This window comes from Pseudomonas sp. Soil_N_39, assembly GCF_057655955.1.
The window spans coordinates 51,646-68,027 of record NZ_JBDGLI010000009.1; the positions used below are offsets into that span (position 1 = coordinate 51,646).

Sequence of the window (16,382 nt, forward strand, 5' to 3'; positions counted from 1 at the left end):
TTTCATGTGACCCGACCAAATGTGATCGCGTCTTCCACAGACATCACGAGAGGTGCGTATGCACGATCCGTTTGAACAGTCTTTGCGCGACATGCTCAAGGCTTCGCCGTCCAGCCGGGACGACGACGCGTGCTTGGGGCGTGTACTGAAAACCGCCAACCGCCAGGTCGGTGCGGGCGATCTGTTCAGCCTGCTGGGCCGTTGGTTGCCCGCGCTGATGATCGCCCTGAATAATGGATCGGCCCATGTCTCGCCGGTTTCCCGCCGTAAACCTGTTGCTCGCACCGCTGATAAGGCTGATTGAATATGGAACTTGATCTCTGGACCCAGAGCCTCGTCACGGCAATGACTGCGTTGTGGACCAAGGTAGCTAACTTCATCCCGAACCTCTTCGGCGCGCTGGTGGTGCTGTTGTTGGGTTTTGTCGTGGCCAAGTTGCTGGACACGCTGCTGTCCAAGCTGCTCGCCAAGCTGGGCCTCGATCGCCTGATGGGCGGCACTGGCCTGACCAAGCTGCTGTCCCGTGGCGGCATCCAGGTACCGATCTCGACCCTGGTCGGCAAGATCGTGTACTGGTTCGTCTTGCTGATTTTCCTGGTTTCCGCAGCAGAATCCCTTGGCCTTGAGCGAGTTTCGGCTACGCTCGATATGCTCGCATTGTATTTGCCGAAGGTTTTTGGTGCCGCGCTGGTGTTGCTGGTCGGTGTCCTGCTGGCGCAACTGGCCAATGGGCTGGTGCGCGGTGCGGCCGAAGGCGTCGGGCTGGACTACGCCGCTGGCGTGGGGCGTATCGCCCAGGGCCTGGTGATTATCATCAGTATTTCGGTGGCGATCAGCCAGTTGGAGGTCAAGACTGACCTGCTCAACCACGTGATCGTGATCGTATTGATTACCGTTGGTCTGGCGGTTGCGCTGGCAATGGGATTGGGAAGCCGGGAAATCGCCGGTCAGATTCTTGCGGGAATCTATGTGCGTGAATTGTATGAGGTTGGGCAACAAGTGCGTGTTGGCGAGGTCGAAGGCCAGATCGAAGAGATCGGCACGGTGAAAACCACATTGCTGACCGAGGAGGGCGAGCTGGTGTCGCTTTCCAATCGGATCCTGCTGGAACAGCATGTGAGTAGCCGCTAACCCGGCAAACCCTGCTAATGTATGCCGCCGCGAAATGCCTGCTACCACAGGCTGTGGCGCACATTGACCTAGACTGTCGGCCCGACTTGTTTTGAACAAACCCCAATCGCTATCCACGCGCTACGACCCCCGTGATCTCTCCGATGAGGAGTTGGTCGCGCGCGCGCATACGGAGCTGTTTCACGTAACACGCGCCTATGAAGAGTTGATGCGTCGCTACCAGAGAACTTTATTTAACGTTTGTGCGCGTTATCTAGGGAACGATCGTGATGCTGACGATGTCTGTCAGGAGGTGATGTTGAAGGTGCTGTATGGCCTGAAGAACTTCGAGGGGAAATCGAAGTTCAAGACCTGGCTCTACAGCATCACGTACAACGAATGCATCACGCAGTATCGCAAGGAACGGCGAAAGCGTCGCTTGATGGACGCATTGAGCCTGGACCCTCTCGAGGAAGCGTCGGAAGACAAGGCGCCCAAGCCCGAGGAAAAGGGTGGACTCGATCGCTGGTTGGTCTATGTAAACCCGATCGACCGGGAAATTCTGGTGCTACGATTTGTCGCAGAGCTGGAATTCCAGGAGATCGCAGACATAATGCATATGGGTTTGAGCGCGACAAAAATGCGTTACAAGCGCGCTCTTGACAAATTGCGTGAGAAATTTGCGGGCATTGCTGAAACTTAGTTCGGCGCAAATATCTCTTACGTGTAGGCAAGTTCTGATAGACTTGCCGCCGAGTTGTCCCCCGGTTTGCGGGACTGCTTCACAATCACCAGATGGGGATTTAACGGATGAAACTGAAAAACACCTTGGGCTTTGCCATTGGTTCTTTGATTGCTGCCACTTCGTTCGGCGCTCTGGCACAAGGCCAAGGCGCAGTTGAAATCGAAGGCTTCGCCAAGAAAGAAATGTTCGACAGCGCTCGTGATTTCAAGAACAACGGCAACCTGTTCGGCGGTTCGGTTGGTTACTTCCTGACCGACGACGTTGAACTGCGTTTGGCCTACGACGAAGTGCACAACGCACGTACCGAAGACGGCACTAACGTCAAGGGCGCCAACACCGCTCTGGACGCTCTGTACCACTTCAACAACCCAGGCGACATGCTGCGTCCTTACGTCTCTGCCGGTTTCTCGGACCAGAGCATCGACCAGAATGGCAGCAACGGTCGTAACCGTTCTACCTTCGCTAACGTTGGTGGCGGCGCCAAGCTGTATTTCACTGACAACTTCTACGCCCGTGCTGGCGTCGAAGCTCAGTACAACATCGACCAGGGCGACACCGAGTGGGCACCAAGCGTCGGTATCGGTGTGAACTTCGGTGGCGGCTCCAAGCCTGCTGCTGCTCCAGTTCCAGCTCCGGCTGAAGTCTGCTCCGACAGCGACAACGATGGCGTGTGCGACAACGTCGACAAGTGCCCTGACACCCCAGCCAACGTAACTGTTGACGCTGATGGCTGCCCAGCTGTTGCTGAAGTCGTTCGTGTTGAGCTGGACGTCAAGTTCGACTTCGACAAGTCGACTGTCAAGCCTAACAGCTACGGCGACATCAAGAACCTGGCTGACTTCATGAAGCAGTACCCATCCACCACCACTACTGTTGAAGGTCACACTGACTCCGTCGGTCCTGACGCTTACAACCAGAAACTGTCTGAGCGTCGTGCAAACGCCGTTAAGCAAGTTCTGACCAACCAGTACGGTGTTGAATCGTCCCGCGTTCAGTCTGTTGGCTACGGCGAATCCCGCCCAGTTGCCGACAACGCCACTGACGCTGGTCGTGCAGTTAACCGTCGCGTAGAAGCGCAGGTTGAAGCCCAAGCTAAGTAATTAGCCCACAGCTTTGGAAAAGCCCGGCTTAGGCCGGGCTTTTCTTTGCCTGGGATTTATGAAAATCATGGGGTGGGTTGGAACACACAAGACCTGTGGGAGCGAGCTTGCTCGCGATGGCGGCCTGTCTCTCTCGGTCGTACTCAATCCCATGTGGGAGCGAGCTTGCTCGCGATTGCGGTGTGTCAGTCACCCTCCAGGCTGCTGATACATTGCAATCGCGAGCAAGCTCGCTCCCACATGGGTGTCTGTTAGAGGGCTGAAACCTGGGCCCAGGTCGGCGAGGAGTCGGCCAGTTCGGCAGCGCCGGCCACCGTGCCAATCACCAGAATCGCCGGGCTCTTGAGTTGAAAGGTGCTGGCATCGGCTTCCATCGAGGCCAGGTCGCTGCGGCAATCACGCTGGTGGGGCAGGGAGGCGTTTTCGATCATGGCCACGGGCGTGTTCGCCGCCAGGCCACCGGCCAGCAACTGCTCGCGGATCTCGCTCAGTTTTGCCACGCCCATGTACACCACCAAGGTGGTCCCGCTTTGCGCCAGGGCTTGCCAGTTCAGGCTGCTGCCGTCTTGAGTGTGGGCCGTGACCAGGGTCACGCCCCGGGCAATTCCGCGCAAGGTCAGTGGAATATCGCACTGAGTCGCCCCCGCGAGGCCTGCGGTGATGCCGTTGACCAGTTCCACCTCGACGCCATGCTCGCGCAGCCACTGCGCCTCTTCACCGCCGCGGCCGAAGATGCACGGGTCGCCACCCTTGAGGCGCACCACGCATTTGCCCTGGCGGGCATAACGCAGCATCAGCCGATGAATGAAAGCCTGCGGTGTGGAGCGGCAGCCGCCGCGCTTGCCCACGGCAATGATGCGCGCGTCGGGGCAGTGTTCCAGCACCGCGGTATTCACCAGGTCATCGATCAACACCACGTCGGCCTCGCCCAAGGCGCGCACGGCTTTGAGGGTCAGCAATTCAGGGTCACCGGGACCTGCACCCACCAGCCAGACTTTTGCGTTCATAGTGTTTTCCTCACGAGATAGCCGCCAGCGGTTGCGCCGTGGCAACCAGCAGACGTTTGATTTCCGGTACGCAAGAACCACATTGCGTGCCACAGCCCAATTCTTGCTTGAGCCCCTGCAAGTCCAAGCCACGCTCGATGCCTGCGCAGATCGCACGCTGGCTCACGTTCATGCAGTTGCACAGCGTTTTGCTGCCACCCGTTGTAGCGCCGACATTGCCCGGCGGCGCGCTCAAAGGCGCCAGCAGCCAGCGCCGCAGTTGTTCATCGGCACGGCCTTCCAGCCACAGGTTCTGCAGCCAGTGCCGGGCCAGGGTTTCGCCGGCCAGGCGGATGGCGGTGATGCGGCCGTTTTTGATGCGCACCCGTTTACCGATGGCGCGACGCGGGTCGTCATAGGCCAGTACCGGCCCGTCGATCAGGCCCAATTGCTCGTCGATGGCCTTGAGCAGTTGCGGTTCTGGCGCGACGGCGCTGGCAGCGCGAATCAGCAATGCGGGACGCTCACGGCCGGTCAGGCTCAGGCTGACGTAGGAAAACCCCTCGCACAGGGGGCGCAGCGCCTCCAAATGTTGTTGAACATCGCCTTCGATCAAGGCGAACAACTGCCAAGGCAGGTTCACCGGTTCCAGGCGCACGCCGCTGTGCTTGAGTTCCGGTTGTTTCGACAAGGGGTCGAAGGCCGGTTGAGTCAGGGTGTTCACGCCGCCCTTGAGGAACCGATCACCCCAGTGCATGGGCAGGAACGCCTGGCCCGGGCGCACGCTGTCGTCGCTGTCCACGGCCACGATCACGCTGCCGCGACGGCTCTTGAGGTTGACCAGGTCGCCCGCTTGCAGGCGATGGCGCTGCATTTCGTCGGGGTGCAGGCTGAGCACGGCTTCGTTCACATGACCAAACAGCTGCGCGGCGGTGCCGGTACGGCTCATGCCGTGCCACTGGTCCCTCAGGCGGCCAGTGTTGAGGGTCAATGGGTAGCGGGCGTCACGCAGTTCCTGGGCGGCGCGATAGGGATCGGCCACGAAACGCGCCCGGCCGTTGTCGGTCGGGAAAATCCCGTCCACGTACAGGCGCGCCGTTCCGACCGTGGCGCCTTCGGGGAAGGGCCATTGCTGGGGGCCGAGTTGATCGATCAGGGCATGGCTGATGCCGGACAAGTCCAGGTCGCGGCCCCGGGTCAGTTGTTTGTATTCATCGAACAGTTGGGCCGGGGTGTCAAAGGCGAACAGGCTGGTTTGGCCCGGGCGCAGACGTTTCTCCAGGCGCTGTGCGAAATCCACTGTGATTGCCCAGTCCGGACGTGCTTCACCCGGTGCGCCGACGGCCCGACGGACGTGGGAAATCCGCCGTTCGGAGTTGGTCACCGAGCCTTCTTTCTCGCCCCAGCTGGCTGCCGGCAGCAGCAAGTCGGCAAAGGCGGCGGTCTCGGTGGTCCGGAAGGCTTCCTGCAACACCACGAACGGGCAAGCTTGCAGCGCCTCACGTACCGCTGTCTGGTCCGGCATCGACTGGGCCGGGTTGGTGCAGGCGATCCACAAGGCCTTGATCTTGCCACTGCGCACCTGTTCGAACAGCTCGATGGCGCTCAAACCGGTGGTGGCGGGCAATTGCTCGACACCCCAATAGCGGGCGACATCGGCGCGATGCTCCGGGTTGGCGGCTTCGCGATGGCCCGGCAGCAGGTTCGACAGGCTGCCGGTTTCCCGTCCACCCATGGCATTGGGTTGGCCGGTCAGAGAGAAGGGGCCCGCACCCGGTCGACCGATTTGTCCCGTGGCCAGGTGCAAGTTGATCAGGGCGCTGTTTTTCGCGCTGCCGGCGGTGGACTGGTTCAAACCCATGCACCACAACGACAGGAAGCTTGGCGACGTGCCGACCCATTCGGCGCACTGGTGCAGTTGTTCGACGCTGATGCCGCACAACTGGGCGACCATGGCCGGGGTGTAGTCGCGCACCAGGTTCTTCAGGTCAGCGAAGCCTTCGGTATGGGCCTTGATGAAGTCGCGGTCGACCCAGTCTTCCCACAGCAGCAGGTGCAAAATCCCATGGAACAAGGCGACATCGGTGCCGGGCAGGATCGCCAAGTGCAGGTCCGCCAGGTCGCAGGTGTCGGTACGCCGGGGGTCGATGACGATGATTTTCATCTGTGGTCGGCGGGATTTGGCCTCTTCGAGGCGGCGAAAGAGGATGGGATGGGCGTAGGCCATGTTACTGCCGACGATCATCACGCAGTCGCTCAGTTCCAGGTCTTCGTAGCTGCAGGGTGGGGCGTCGGCGCCGAGGCTGCGTTTGTAGCCCACCACGGCGGAGGACATGCACAGCCGGGAATTGCTGTCGATGTTGTTGGTGCCCACCAACGCCCGGGCGAGTTTGTTGAAGGCGTAGTAGTCCTCGGTCAGCAACTGGCCGGAGATGTAGAACGCCACGCTGTCCGGGCCGTGCTCGGCGATGGTCTCGGCGAAGACGCTGGCGGCGTGATCCAGGGCGCTGTCCCAGTCGGTACGGGCCCGGGCCAGGCCTTTGCCCAGGCGCAGTTCCGGGTACAGGGCGCGAGCGGTCAGGTCGCCGGTCAGGTGCAGGGTGGAACCCTTGCTGCACAGTTTGCCGAAGTTGGCCGGATGGGCGGGATCGCCGCTGACGCCGAGGATGCGCTCGCCGTCATGCTCGATCAGGGCGCCGCAACCGACCCCGCAATAACAGCAGGTGGAGGCAGTGATCTGGCGGTTCATCAGCTTGCATCCCGCAGGGCTAGTTGCACCCGGCCGTTCTCGACCCGGGCCGAATGATGATGGGCGCAGCCCACGTCGGGGGCCTGGGCCTGGCCGCTTTCCAGGTCGATCTGCCAGTTGTGCAGCGGGCAGGCCACGCGCTTGCCGTAGACCAACCCTTGGGACAACGGGCCGCCCTTGTGCGGGCAACGGTCATCCAGTGCGAACACTTCATCGTCGCTGGTGCGGAATATCGCGATATCGCCTTTGGGGCCATTGATGATGCGCGAACCGAGGATGTTGATCTCTTCCAGTGCGCAGATATCCAACCAGTTCATGCCGGCACCTCCAGGTTCTTCACGGGGATGGCCTCGAACTCTTTCTTCAACTGAGGCTGTTCCAGGCGTTGCTTCCAAGGGTCCTGTTCCAGCGACAGGGAAAACTTCAGGCGTTCGTGGAGGGCCTTGCGTCGTTCGGGGTCTTCCAGCACGGCTTTCTTGATGTGCTCCATGCCAACCCGCTGCATGTAATGCACGGTGCGTTCGAGGTAGAAGGCTTCCTCACGGTAGAGCTGCAGGAAGGCGCCGTTGTATTCACGCACCTCTTCGGCGGTCTTGAGCTTGACGAAAAACTCGGCGACCTCGGTCTTGATCCCGCCGTTGCCACCGATGTACATCTCCCAGCCGGAATCGACGCCGATAATGCCGACGTCCTTGATCCCGGCTTCCGAACAGTTGCGTGGGCAACCGGAGACGGCCAGCTTCACTTTGTGGGGCGACCACATGTTGAACAGGTCGTGTTCCAGCTCGATGCCCAGTTGGGTGGAGTTCTGCGTGCCGAAGCGGCAGAACTCGCTGCCCACGCAGGTCTTCACGGTGCGAATGGACTTGCCATAGGCGTGGCCGGAAGGCATGTCGAGGTCTTTCCACACGCCGGGCAGGTCCTGCTTTTTGATCCCCAGCAAATCGATGCGCTGGCCCCCGGTGACCTTGACCATGGGCACGTTGTACTTGTCGGCCACGTCGGCGATGCGCCGCAGTTCCGATGGGTTGGTCACGCCGCCCCACATCCGCGGAACCACGGAGTAGGTGCCGTCTTTCTGGATGTTGGCGTGGGCGCGTTCGTTGATCAGGCGTGACTGCGGGTCGTCGTGGGCTTCGCCGGGCCAGGTGGAAATCAGGTAGTAGTTCAATGCCGGGCGGCAGGTGGCGCAGCCGTTGGGGGTGCGCCAGTTCAGGTAACTCATGGCGCCAGCGATGGTCAGCAGGTGCTGGTCGCGGATCGCCTGGCGGATCTGGCCGTGGTTGAGGTCGCTGCAACCGCAGATGGCTTTTTCGCTTTTCGGCTTGACGTCCGCCGCACCGCCGACGGTGTTGATCAGGATCTGTTCCACCAGGCCGGCGCAGGAACCGCAGGAACTGGCGGCCTTGGTGTGTTTTTTCACGTCATCGACGCTGAACAGCCCGTGTTCCTGGATCGCCTTGACGATGGTGCCCTTGCACACGCCATTGCAGCCGCAGACTTCGGCGCTGTCGGCCATGCTCATGGCTTTGTCCTGGCCCTGGTGGCCTACGTCGCCGAGTGCATTCTCACCGAACATCAGGTGATCGCGGATCTCGCTGATGCCGTGGTTCTCACGGATCTGGCGGAAATACCAGCCGCCGTCCGCGGTATCGCCGTACAGACAGGCACCGACCAGCACGTCATCCTTGATCACCAGTTTTTTGTAGACGCCGCCGATGGGGTCGGACAGGGTGATGGTCTCGGTGCCTTCGCCGCCCATGAAGTCGCCGGCGGAGAACAGGTCGATGCCGGTGACTTTCAACTTGGTCGACGTGACCGAACCCTTGTAAGTGGCGAAGCCCAGTTGCGCGAGGTGGTTGGCGCAGACTTTGGCTTGTTCGAACAGCGGTGCCACCAGGCCGTAGGCGGTGCCGCGGTGGCTGGCGCATTCACCGATGGCGTAGATGCGTGGGTCGTAGGTTTGCATGGTGTCGTTGACCAGGATCCCGCGGTTGCACGGGATGCCGGATTTTTCCGCCAGTTCGGTGTTGGGGCGGATGCCGGCGGCCATCACCACCAGGTCGGCGGGGATGATGTCGCCGTTCTTGAACTGGACCGACCCGACCCGGCCATTGCCGGCATCGTGCAAGGCCTGGGTCTGTTCGCTGAGGCGGAATTTCAGGCCGCGGTTTTCCAGGGCGGTTTGCAGCAGTTGGCCGCTGGTCTTGTCCAGTTGCCGTTCCAGCAGCCATTCGCCCAGGTGCACCACGGTCACGTCCATGCCCCGCAGCTTCAAGCCGTTGGCCGCTTCCAGGCCCAACAGGCCGCCACCGATGACCACGGCGTGCTTGTGGGTCTTGGCGGTGTCGATCATCGCCTGGGTGTCGGCGATGTCGCGGTAGCCGATCACGCCGTCCAGGCTGTTGCCGGGGATCGGCAGGATGAAGGGCGTGGAGCCGGTGGCGATGAGCAGGCGGTCGTATTCGGCTTCGCTACCGTCTTCGGCGATGACCCGGCGCTTGATCCGGTCGATCTCCACCACTTTGCGGTTGAGCAGCAGCTTGATGTTGTTGTCCAGGTACCAGCTCAGGTCGTTGAGCACGATCTCTTCGAACGTCTGCTCACCGGCCAGCACCGGCGAGAGCAGGATGCGGTTGTAGTTGGTGTGGGGCTCGGCGCCGAACACCGTGATGTCGTACAGCTCGTTGCTCAGCTTGAGCAGTTCCTCGAGGGTTCGAACCCCGGCCATGCCGTTGCCGATCATCACCAGTTTGAGTTTTTTCATCAGGGTTCTCCGCAAGCTCATGTCCGTTTCATCACGGCGATCGGACTGGCTCGGCAATTTTTACGAAAACAAAAAAAGGCGTCCCGCTAGCAAGCTAGCGAGGACGCCTTTGTCCTGGTCCCGTTCTCTCGGGAAGCACCGCCTTCATCGTTGGAGGCGTTGCTTTATGTATGGTGAGAGAGGTTATGCAGTGGTTGTGCCAACTGGCTCTAAGGTGCGGATTTATTGAGCAGCGAGCTGATTGAGCGGATTGGGGTGGGGTTTATTGCACCGAATCAAAGCGTGTTGCCCGGTAATGGAGCGTGGGGCCGATAGCTTTTTAGTGGCAGGCAGGCCGCCATCGCGAGCAAGCTTTGCTCCCACAGCAGATCCCTTGTGGCAGCAAATGCCCTGTGACAGCAGGTCCCTTGTGGGAGCAAAGCTTGCTCGCGATGGGGACGACCGGATTTCAGCTGTGAAACATCAGAAACAACAACACAACATTCACCACCAACGACACCAGTGCCAACGTCCGCCAGACCTTCAGCGGCTCCCTTTCCAGCAACGGCCTGGGCCTTACGCTCAAGCTGCGGCGCTCGCCCTGTTCCAGCAGCAACAGCCATTCCTCGGCGGTTTCAAAGCGCTGGCCCGGGTCCGCCGCGATGGCGCGTTCCAGGCTTTGCCCAAGCCATTCAGCCAGGTCCGGCCGATAGCGGTTGGCACTGACCGGCACGCCAAAGCGCGGGCGCTGGAAGGCTTCGATTTCGCCGTAGGGATAGTGCCCGGTCAGCAGGAAATACAAGGTCACGCCGACGGCATACAAATCCTGTTGCGCCGTGGGTGCGGTGCCGCCGAAGGCTTCCGGGGCAATGTAGCTGGGCGTACCGGGCAAGACGTTGGCCTGGTCCTCGGACAGGCCCGGGCAGTAGGCCAGGCCGAAATCCAGCAAGCGCAACTCCCCGTCGTCACCCAGGTGCAGGTTTTCCGGCTTGATGTCGCGGTGATAGATCTGCCTTCGATGCAACAGGCCCACCGCCCGCATCAGCCGTTGCGCCAGGTCCTGCCATTGGGCCAGGGGCAATGGCCCGGCCTGGTTGAACAGCTCGGCCAGGGTCGCGCCCGGATACTCGCGCATCACATAGTACAAATGCTGACGCTGGGGAACGCCATGGACCTCGGGAAACTGCCGCCCGGCGACGCGCTTGAGAAACCATTCCTCCGAGAGCAAGGCCTGTCCAGCCCGGCTGTCGTCCCGTAGCTGCACGGGCAAGGTTTTCAGCAACCAGGGTTGGCCCTGGCCGTCATGTACCCGGTAGAGCAACGATTGCTGGCTCTGGCCAAGCAGGCCTTCGACTTGCCAGCCCTCGAACACCTGGCCCGGTTTCAGCATGGGGGGCAGGGGCCATTGCTGCAGTTGGATCAAGGCATCGCCGATGCTGGCTTCGCCCAGGGCATCGACCCGCACCAACAACGCGCTGGCATTGTCCTGGCTGCCGGCCAGGTGCGCGGCGTTGACCAGCGTCTGGGCCGCGAGGTCCAGGTCCGGTTGGTCGCGAAGGATGCCGGCGATGGCCGTGTCCCCCAGGACGGCCCAGACGCCATCGCTGAGCAACACGAACGTTTCGTCGGTGCGCAGTTCACCGTCGAGAAAGTCGAGAATCAGGTGTTGATCCAGTCCCAGGGCCCGCTTGAGCACATGCTGCATGCCTTGCTGTTCCCAGACGTGATCTTCGCTGACCCGTTGCAAGTGATCGGCGTGCCAGCGATAGACCCGGCAATCACCCACGTGGGCCAGGGTGAAGCGCCGGCCTCGCAGGACCAGGGCGCTGACGGTGGTGAGCAGCGGTTGCCCGCCACCGTTGGCCTGCAGCCAGCGATTCTGCGCCAGTAACAAGCGGTCCAGCGCCTGGGCCACGCCCCAGGTTTGCGGCGTGGAATAGTAGTCCAGGGCCAGGGCCTGCAAGGTCGAACGGGCGGCCAGCCCACCATCGGCGCATTGGCTCACGCCATCGGCGATGGCGAACAGGTAACCCTTGCTGGCGGCCAGGGCCGGGGCGGGGGTGACCAGGCGCAGGGCGTCCTGGTTTTCCTCCCGCGGGCCGATGGCACTGGCTTCGGCGAAGCTCAATTGCAGGCTCATGGTTGCAGGTTATACCCGAGCAGCGGTGACGGCTGCCGAACCCCAAGTGGTTCTCCAGCGACGCTTGACACCGTGCAGGCCGAACCAGGCCAGGACACCGAGGCTGGCGAACAACCACAGGGCCAGTTGATAGCTGCCGGTGCTTTGTTTGATCGCGCCCATGCCCGCCGCCAGGGCGAAGCCGCCGATGCCGCCGGCCATGCCGATCAGCCCGGTCATCACGCCGATTTCGCGACGGAAGCGTTGTGGCACCAGTTGGAACACCGCGCCGTTGCCCGCACCCAAACCGAGCATGGTGCAAACGAACAGGGCCAGGGCCGCATAGGAACTCGGCAGGTTGAAGCCCACCGCGGCGATGCAGACCGCAGCAACGGTGTACATGCCCAGCAAGGTGCGGATGCCGCCGAAACGGTCCGCCAGGGCGCCACCCAACGGACGCATCAGACTGCCACCGAAGACGCAGGCGGCGGTGTAGTAGCCGGCGGTGACGGGGCTCAGGCCGTATTGGTCGTTGAAGTAGCCGGGCAGGGCGCTGGCCAGGCCGATGAAACCGCCGAAGGTCACGCTGTAGAAGAACATGAACCACCAGCTGTCACGGTCGCCCAGGGCCTTGAGGTAGTCGGCCATGGATTTGGCTTTCGGCCGCTCGGGAGCGTTCTTGGCCAGCCAGGCGAAGAGGACCAGGGTCAACACCAGCGGGATCAGCGCGAAGCCGAACACGTTGGTCCAGCCGAAGGCTACGGCCATGACCGGAGCGATCAACGCCGCGAGCACGGTGCCCGAGTTACCGGCGCCAGCGATGCCCATGGCCTTGCCCTGGTGTTGTGGCGGATACCACTGGGAAGCCAGCGGCAGGGCCACGGCGAACGAAGCGCCGGCCACGCCCAGGAACAGGCCGAGCAGCAGGGCTTGTTCGTAGCTGTGGATGCCCAGTTTCCAGGCGCAAAACAACGCACCGATCACAATCACCTGGCCGACCATGCCGGCGGTTTTCGGCGAGATGCGATCGGCCAGCAAGCCCATGAACAGACGCAGTACGGCACCGGCCAGGATCGGCGTCGCGACCATCAGGCCGCGTTGCTGGGTGGTCAGGTGCAGGTCGGCGGAGATCTGCACCGCCAGTGGACCGAGCAGGTACCAGACCATGAAACTCAGGTCGAAATAGAGGAAGGCCGCGAACAGTGTCGGGGTGTGGCCGGATTTCCAGAAGCTTGAATTCATCGCGCACCTCAGCTGTAAAAGTCTCGAGAAATGAGTCAGTGCTCAGAAGCAGTGCGCCGTCTGTGGTCGCACCACCGGCTCCGAAGAGCCAAAACAAAAAAACGCCGCAACCCGGATTGCCAGAGAGGCAAGGTGGGTGTGCGACGTCTTTGTCGTAGGTGGGGCAACCGCCGTTGGTTACCTGTGGGATTGCTTAAGCGAGATCTGTGCCAACAGGAGGGATTGGCGTGAGGGCTATCGCGAGCAAGCTCGCTCCCACAATGGATCTTCAGTGGGCACAATACCTGTGGGAGCGGGCTTGCTCGCGAAGGCGTCCGGTCAGTCGACATCAATGTTGAATGGAAAGCCGCTTTCGCGAGCAAGCCCGCTCCTACATTGGAACTCCAGTGGCTACAGGACCTGTGGGAGCGAGCTTGCTCGCGATGGCGTCAGGCCAGGCGCTACAAGGCTTTCAGCCGAGCAACTCGTTCATGGCAATGATCTGCTCCGCCACCTGGATCAGCTTCTGCTGGCGGCTCATGGCCTGGCGGCGCATCAGGGTGTAGGCCTGTTCTTCGTTGCACTCCTTCATCTTCATCAGCATGCCCTTGGCCAGTTCGATGCGCTTGCGTTCGGCCAGTTGCTGGTCCCGGGCCAGGAGTTGGGCACGCAGGGCCTGGTCGCTTTCGAAGCGGGCCATGGCCACGTCGAGGATCGGTTGCAGGCGCGCAGCGTGGATGCCTTCGACGATGTAGGCACTGACGCCCGACTTGATCGCCTGGCGCATCACATTGGGGTCGTGCTCGTCGGTAAACATGACGATCGGTCGTGGCTGGTCGCGGCTGACCAGCACCACTTGTTCCATCACATCGCGTCCGGGTGACTCGGTATCGATCAGGATCACGTCCGGACGCACCGTTTCGACGCGCGCCGGCAGGTCGATGGTCAGGCCGGATTCGTCGATCACTTCGAAGCCGGCCTCAATCAGGGCAGCCTTGAGGCGGCCGACTTTTTTCGCGGTGTCGTTGATCAGCAGGATACGCAGCATGGTCGTGGCTCCTGTCAGCGGCTGGCGAGAAGGGGAGCCGCATCGCTCAAGGCGTGCAGTTTGAAGCTGCGGGCGTACCCGGCCGGGTCCGAGCCGTCCCAGGTGGTGCCGTCGATCAGTTGGCTGCTGCGCATGTCCTGGTCCGGAGACGCGATGTCGAGTGCAGCGCAGGCTTCACGGTACAGCTTGAGCTGCTGGACGTCCCGGGCCACGGCCAGGTAATCCGGGTCTTCACGCAGCAGGCCCCAGCGACGGAACTGGGTCATGAACCACATGCCGTCGGACAGGTACGGCAGGTTCACTTCGCCGCCGCCATGAAAGCGCATCGCGTGGGGATCCTGCCAGCTGTTGCCCAAGCCGTCGGCATAGATCCCCAGCAGGCGCGGCTCGATGCAGTCCAGTGGGGCATCGAGGTATTCCGGTGCACTCAATAGTTGCGCGGTGCTGCGACGGTTTTCGCTGCTTTGTTCGATGAAGCGGCTGGCTTCGAGGATCGCCATCACCAAGGCCCGGGCGGTATTGGGGTATTGCTCGACGAACGCCCGGGTGCAGCCCAGGACTTTTTCCGGGTGGTCGGGCCAGATGGTCTGGGTAGTCGCCAAGGTAAAACCGAGGTTTTGCTTCACCGCGCTGGCGCACCAAGGCTCGCCGACGCAAAACCCATCGATGCGCCCGGCTTGCAGGTGCGCGATCATTTGCGGCGGCGGTACCACCACGCTGTCGACGTCCGACAAGGGGTGGATGCCCTGGGCTGCAAGCCAGTAATAGAGCCACATGGCGTGGGTGCCGGTGGGGAAGGTCTGGGCGAAGGTCAGTTTCGGGCGAGTTTGGTGCACGTGCCGTTCCAGTGCTTCAGGACTGGTCACGCCTTGGGCCTGCAGGCCATGGGACAGGTTGATGCTCTGGCCGTTCTGGTTCAGCCCCATCAGCACGGCCATGTCGGTCGGTGCGACCCCGCCAATGCCCAAGTGCACGGCGTAGACCAGGCCATACAGGCTGTGGGCGGCATCGATTTCACCGCTGACCAGCTTGTCCCGCAGGTTGGCCCAGGACGCCTGGCGCTTGAGGTTCAGGGTCAGGCCGTAGGGCTGGGCGAAGCCCTGGGTGGCGGCCACGACCACCGGGGCGCAGTCGCTCAAGGCCATGAAACCGAGGTTGACCGCGCTCTTTTCCGGGGCATCGCTGCCATTGACCCAGGCCAGGGGGTTGGCTGGAACTTCATTCATCGGTATCACCTTCCGCATAAAAAAGCGCCGTGTCCGGGCTCAGGAGACCGGACGACGACGCCGTTGTCCCTTAAAACAGTGTGGCACTCATTCCGTCGCTGGCATGGGCGCTGATGACCAAAAGGGTGCAAGGCATATGCCAGCGCTATCGTTTTGTGCGGGCGCCTCGCTTGAGCCGCCGTTGCCCGGCTATAATCGCCGCCTCATTTCGTCGCCCGAGTCAAAGCCGCCCATGTACACCCTGGCCCGTGAACTGCTGTTCAAACTCTCCCCGGAAACTTCCCACGACCTGTCCCTGGACTTGATCGGCGCGGGCGGACGCCTCGGCCTCAACGGTTTGCTGTGCAAGGCGCCGGCGAAATTGCCGGTGACGGTCATGGGCCTGGAGTTTCCCAACCCGGTCGGGCTGGCGGCGGGCCTGGACAAGAATGGCGCGGCCATCGACGGCTTCGCCCAGTTGGGTTTCGGTTTCGTGGAAATCGGCACCGTCACCCCGCGCCCGCAGCCGGGCAACCCCAAGCCACGGCTCTTCCGCCTGCCGCAAGCCGAGGCGATCATCAACCGCATGGGCTTCAACAACCTGGGCGTTGATCACCTGCTGGCCCGTGTGGCCGCGGCCAAATACAAGGGCGTGCTCGGCATCAACATCGGCAAGAACTTCGACACGCCGGTGGAGCGCGCCGTCGACGACTACCTGATCTGCCTGGACAAGGTCTACGCCCACGCCAGCTACGTGACCGTCAACGTCAGCTCTCCCAACACCCCGGGGCTGCGCAGCCTGCAATTCGGTGATTCCCTCAAGCAACTGCTGGCCGACCTGGCCCGGCGTCGTGCGGAACTGGCTTTGACCCATGGTCGGCATGTGCCACTGGCGATCAAGATCGCCCCGGACATGACCGACGAAGAGACCAGCCAGGTGGCCCAGGCCCTGATCGAGACGGGCATGGACGCGGTGATCGCCACCAACACGACCCTGGGGCGCGAAGGCGTCGAAGGGCTGGAGCACGGTGACGAGGCGGGCGGTTTGTCTGGCGCGCCCGTGCGTGACAAGAGCACCCACACCGTGAAGGTGCTGGCCGCTGAGTTGGCGGGGCGCTTGCCGATCATCGCGGCGGGCGGGATTACCGAAGGCAGGCATGCCGCCGAGAAGATCACCGCCGGGGCGAGCCTGGTGCAGGTTTACTCGGGCTTCATCTACAAGGGGCCGGCGTTGATTCGTGAGTCGGTGGATGCGATTGCGGCGTTGGGTTGATTCAGGAGTGCTCGGCTCTATTGTGGCGAGCAGGTTTTCTGTGGGAGCAAAGCTTGCTCGCGATAAGGTCGCCTCGGTTC

General features: G+C 62.1%; 13 protein-coding genes. 5 read left to right on the top strand and 8 right to left on the bottom strand.

Annotation, left to right across the window (positions count from 1 at the left end):
* The first annotated feature begins 58 nt into the window (after positions 1-58).
* The 4 genes from AC3A5O_RS14850 to AC3A5O_RS14865 all read left to right on the top strand — a co-directional run bounded on the left by AC3A5O_RS14850 (position 59) and on the right by AC3A5O_RS14865 (position 2,955).
* Complete coding sequence (locus AC3A5O_RS14850; RefSeq protein WP_122567887.1) at positions 59-304, top strand: CrfX protein; 246 nt, start codon at positions 59-61, stop codon at positions 302-304.
* A 2-nt stretch (positions 305-306) separates the two neighbouring features.
* Positions 307-1,131 carry a mechanosensitive ion channel family protein gene (locus AC3A5O_RS14855; protein ID WP_003199523.1) on the top strand — a complete coding sequence of 275 codons (825 nt, stop codon included), beginning with the start codon at positions 307-309 and terminating at the stop codon, positions 1,129-1,131.
* A 91-nt stretch (positions 1,132-1,222) separates the two neighbouring features.
* Positions 1,223-1,813 (top strand): RNA polymerase sigma factor SigX, encoded by a 591-nt coding sequence (gene sigX / locus AC3A5O_RS14860; protein ID WP_003183614.1) that lies wholly within the window; start codon positions 1,223-1,225, stop codon positions 1,811-1,813.
* Positions 1,814-1,920: 107 nt separating this feature from the next.
* Positions 1,921-2,955, top strand: coding sequence for an OmpA family protein (locus AC3A5O_RS14865; RefSeq protein WP_122567888.1), 1,035 nt, complete (start codon positions 1,921-1,923; stop codon positions 2,953-2,955).
* A gap of 251 nt (positions 2,956-3,206) precedes the next feature.
* On the opposite strand, the gene cobA is transcribed toward AC3A5O_RS14865, so the two are convergent.
* The 8 genes from cobA to AC3A5O_RS14905 form a co-directional block, all read right to left on the bottom strand.
* Positions 3,207-3,962, bottom strand: a complete 756-nt coding sequence (cobA, locus tag AC3A5O_RS14870; RefSeq protein ID WP_305483057.1) for a uroporphyrinogen-III C-methyltransferase — start codon at positions 3,960-3,962, stop codon at positions 3,207-3,209.
* Between the two features lie 10 nt (positions 3,963-3,972).
* The gene (locus AC3A5O_RS14875) at positions 3,973-6,690 is read right to left on the bottom strand and encodes a nitrate reductase (protein WP_487753365.1); all 2,718 of its coding nucleotides are present in this window, start codon (positions 6,688-6,690) and stop codon (positions 3,973-3,975) included.
* Positions 6,690-7,007: a nitrite reductase small subunit NirD gene (nirD, locus tag AC3A5O_RS14880; protein WP_018605256.1), complete on the bottom strand. Its 318-nt coding sequence runs from the start codon at positions 7,005-7,007 to the stop codon at positions 6,690-6,692. Before nirD ends, AC3A5O_RS14875 begins: the two co-directional genes overlap by 1 nt.
* Positions 7,004-9,457 carry a nitrite reductase large subunit NirB gene (gene nirB / locus AC3A5O_RS14885; protein ID WP_487753366.1) on the bottom strand — a complete coding sequence of 818 codons (2,454 nt, stop codon included), beginning with the start codon at positions 9,455-9,457 and terminating at the stop codon, positions 7,004-7,006. Before nirB ends, nirD begins: the two co-directional genes overlap by 4 nt.
* A 448-nt stretch (positions 9,458-9,905) precedes the next feature.
* Positions 9,906-11,576, bottom strand: a complete 1,671-nt coding sequence (locus AC3A5O_RS14890; RefSeq protein WP_122567892.1) for a bifunctional protein-serine/threonine kinase/phosphatase — start codon at positions 11,574-11,576, stop codon at positions 9,906-9,908.
* Between the two features lie 9 nt (positions 11,577-11,585).
* A complete protein-coding gene (locus AC3A5O_RS14895; RefSeq protein WP_025212688.1) occupies positions 11,586-12,797 on the bottom strand; it encodes a nitrate/nitrite transporter in 1,212 nt (403 codons plus the stop codon).
* Between the two features lie 451 nt (positions 12,798-13,248).
* Positions 13,249-13,824 carry an ANTAR domain-containing response regulator gene (locus AC3A5O_RS14900; RefSeq protein ID WP_003199539.1) on the bottom strand — a complete coding sequence of 192 codons (576 nt, stop codon included), beginning with the start codon at positions 13,822-13,824 and terminating at the stop codon, positions 13,249-13,251.
* A 14-nt stretch (positions 13,825-13,838) separates the two neighbouring features.
* Positions 13,839-15,050: a CmpA/NrtA family ABC transporter substrate-binding protein gene (locus AC3A5O_RS14905; protein WP_122567893.1), complete on the bottom strand. Its 1,212-nt coding sequence runs from the start codon at positions 15,048-15,050 to the stop codon at positions 13,839-13,841.
* A gap of 232 nt (positions 15,051-15,282) precedes the next feature.
* Between AC3A5O_RS14905 and AC3A5O_RS14910 the strand changes: the two genes are divergently transcribed.
* Positions 15,283-16,302 (top strand): quinone-dependent dihydroorotate dehydrogenase, encoded by a 1,020-nt coding sequence (locus tag AC3A5O_RS14910; RefSeq protein WP_487753367.1) that lies wholly within the window; start codon positions 15,283-15,285, stop codon positions 16,300-16,302.
* Positions 16,303-16,382: the final 80 nt, after the last annotated feature.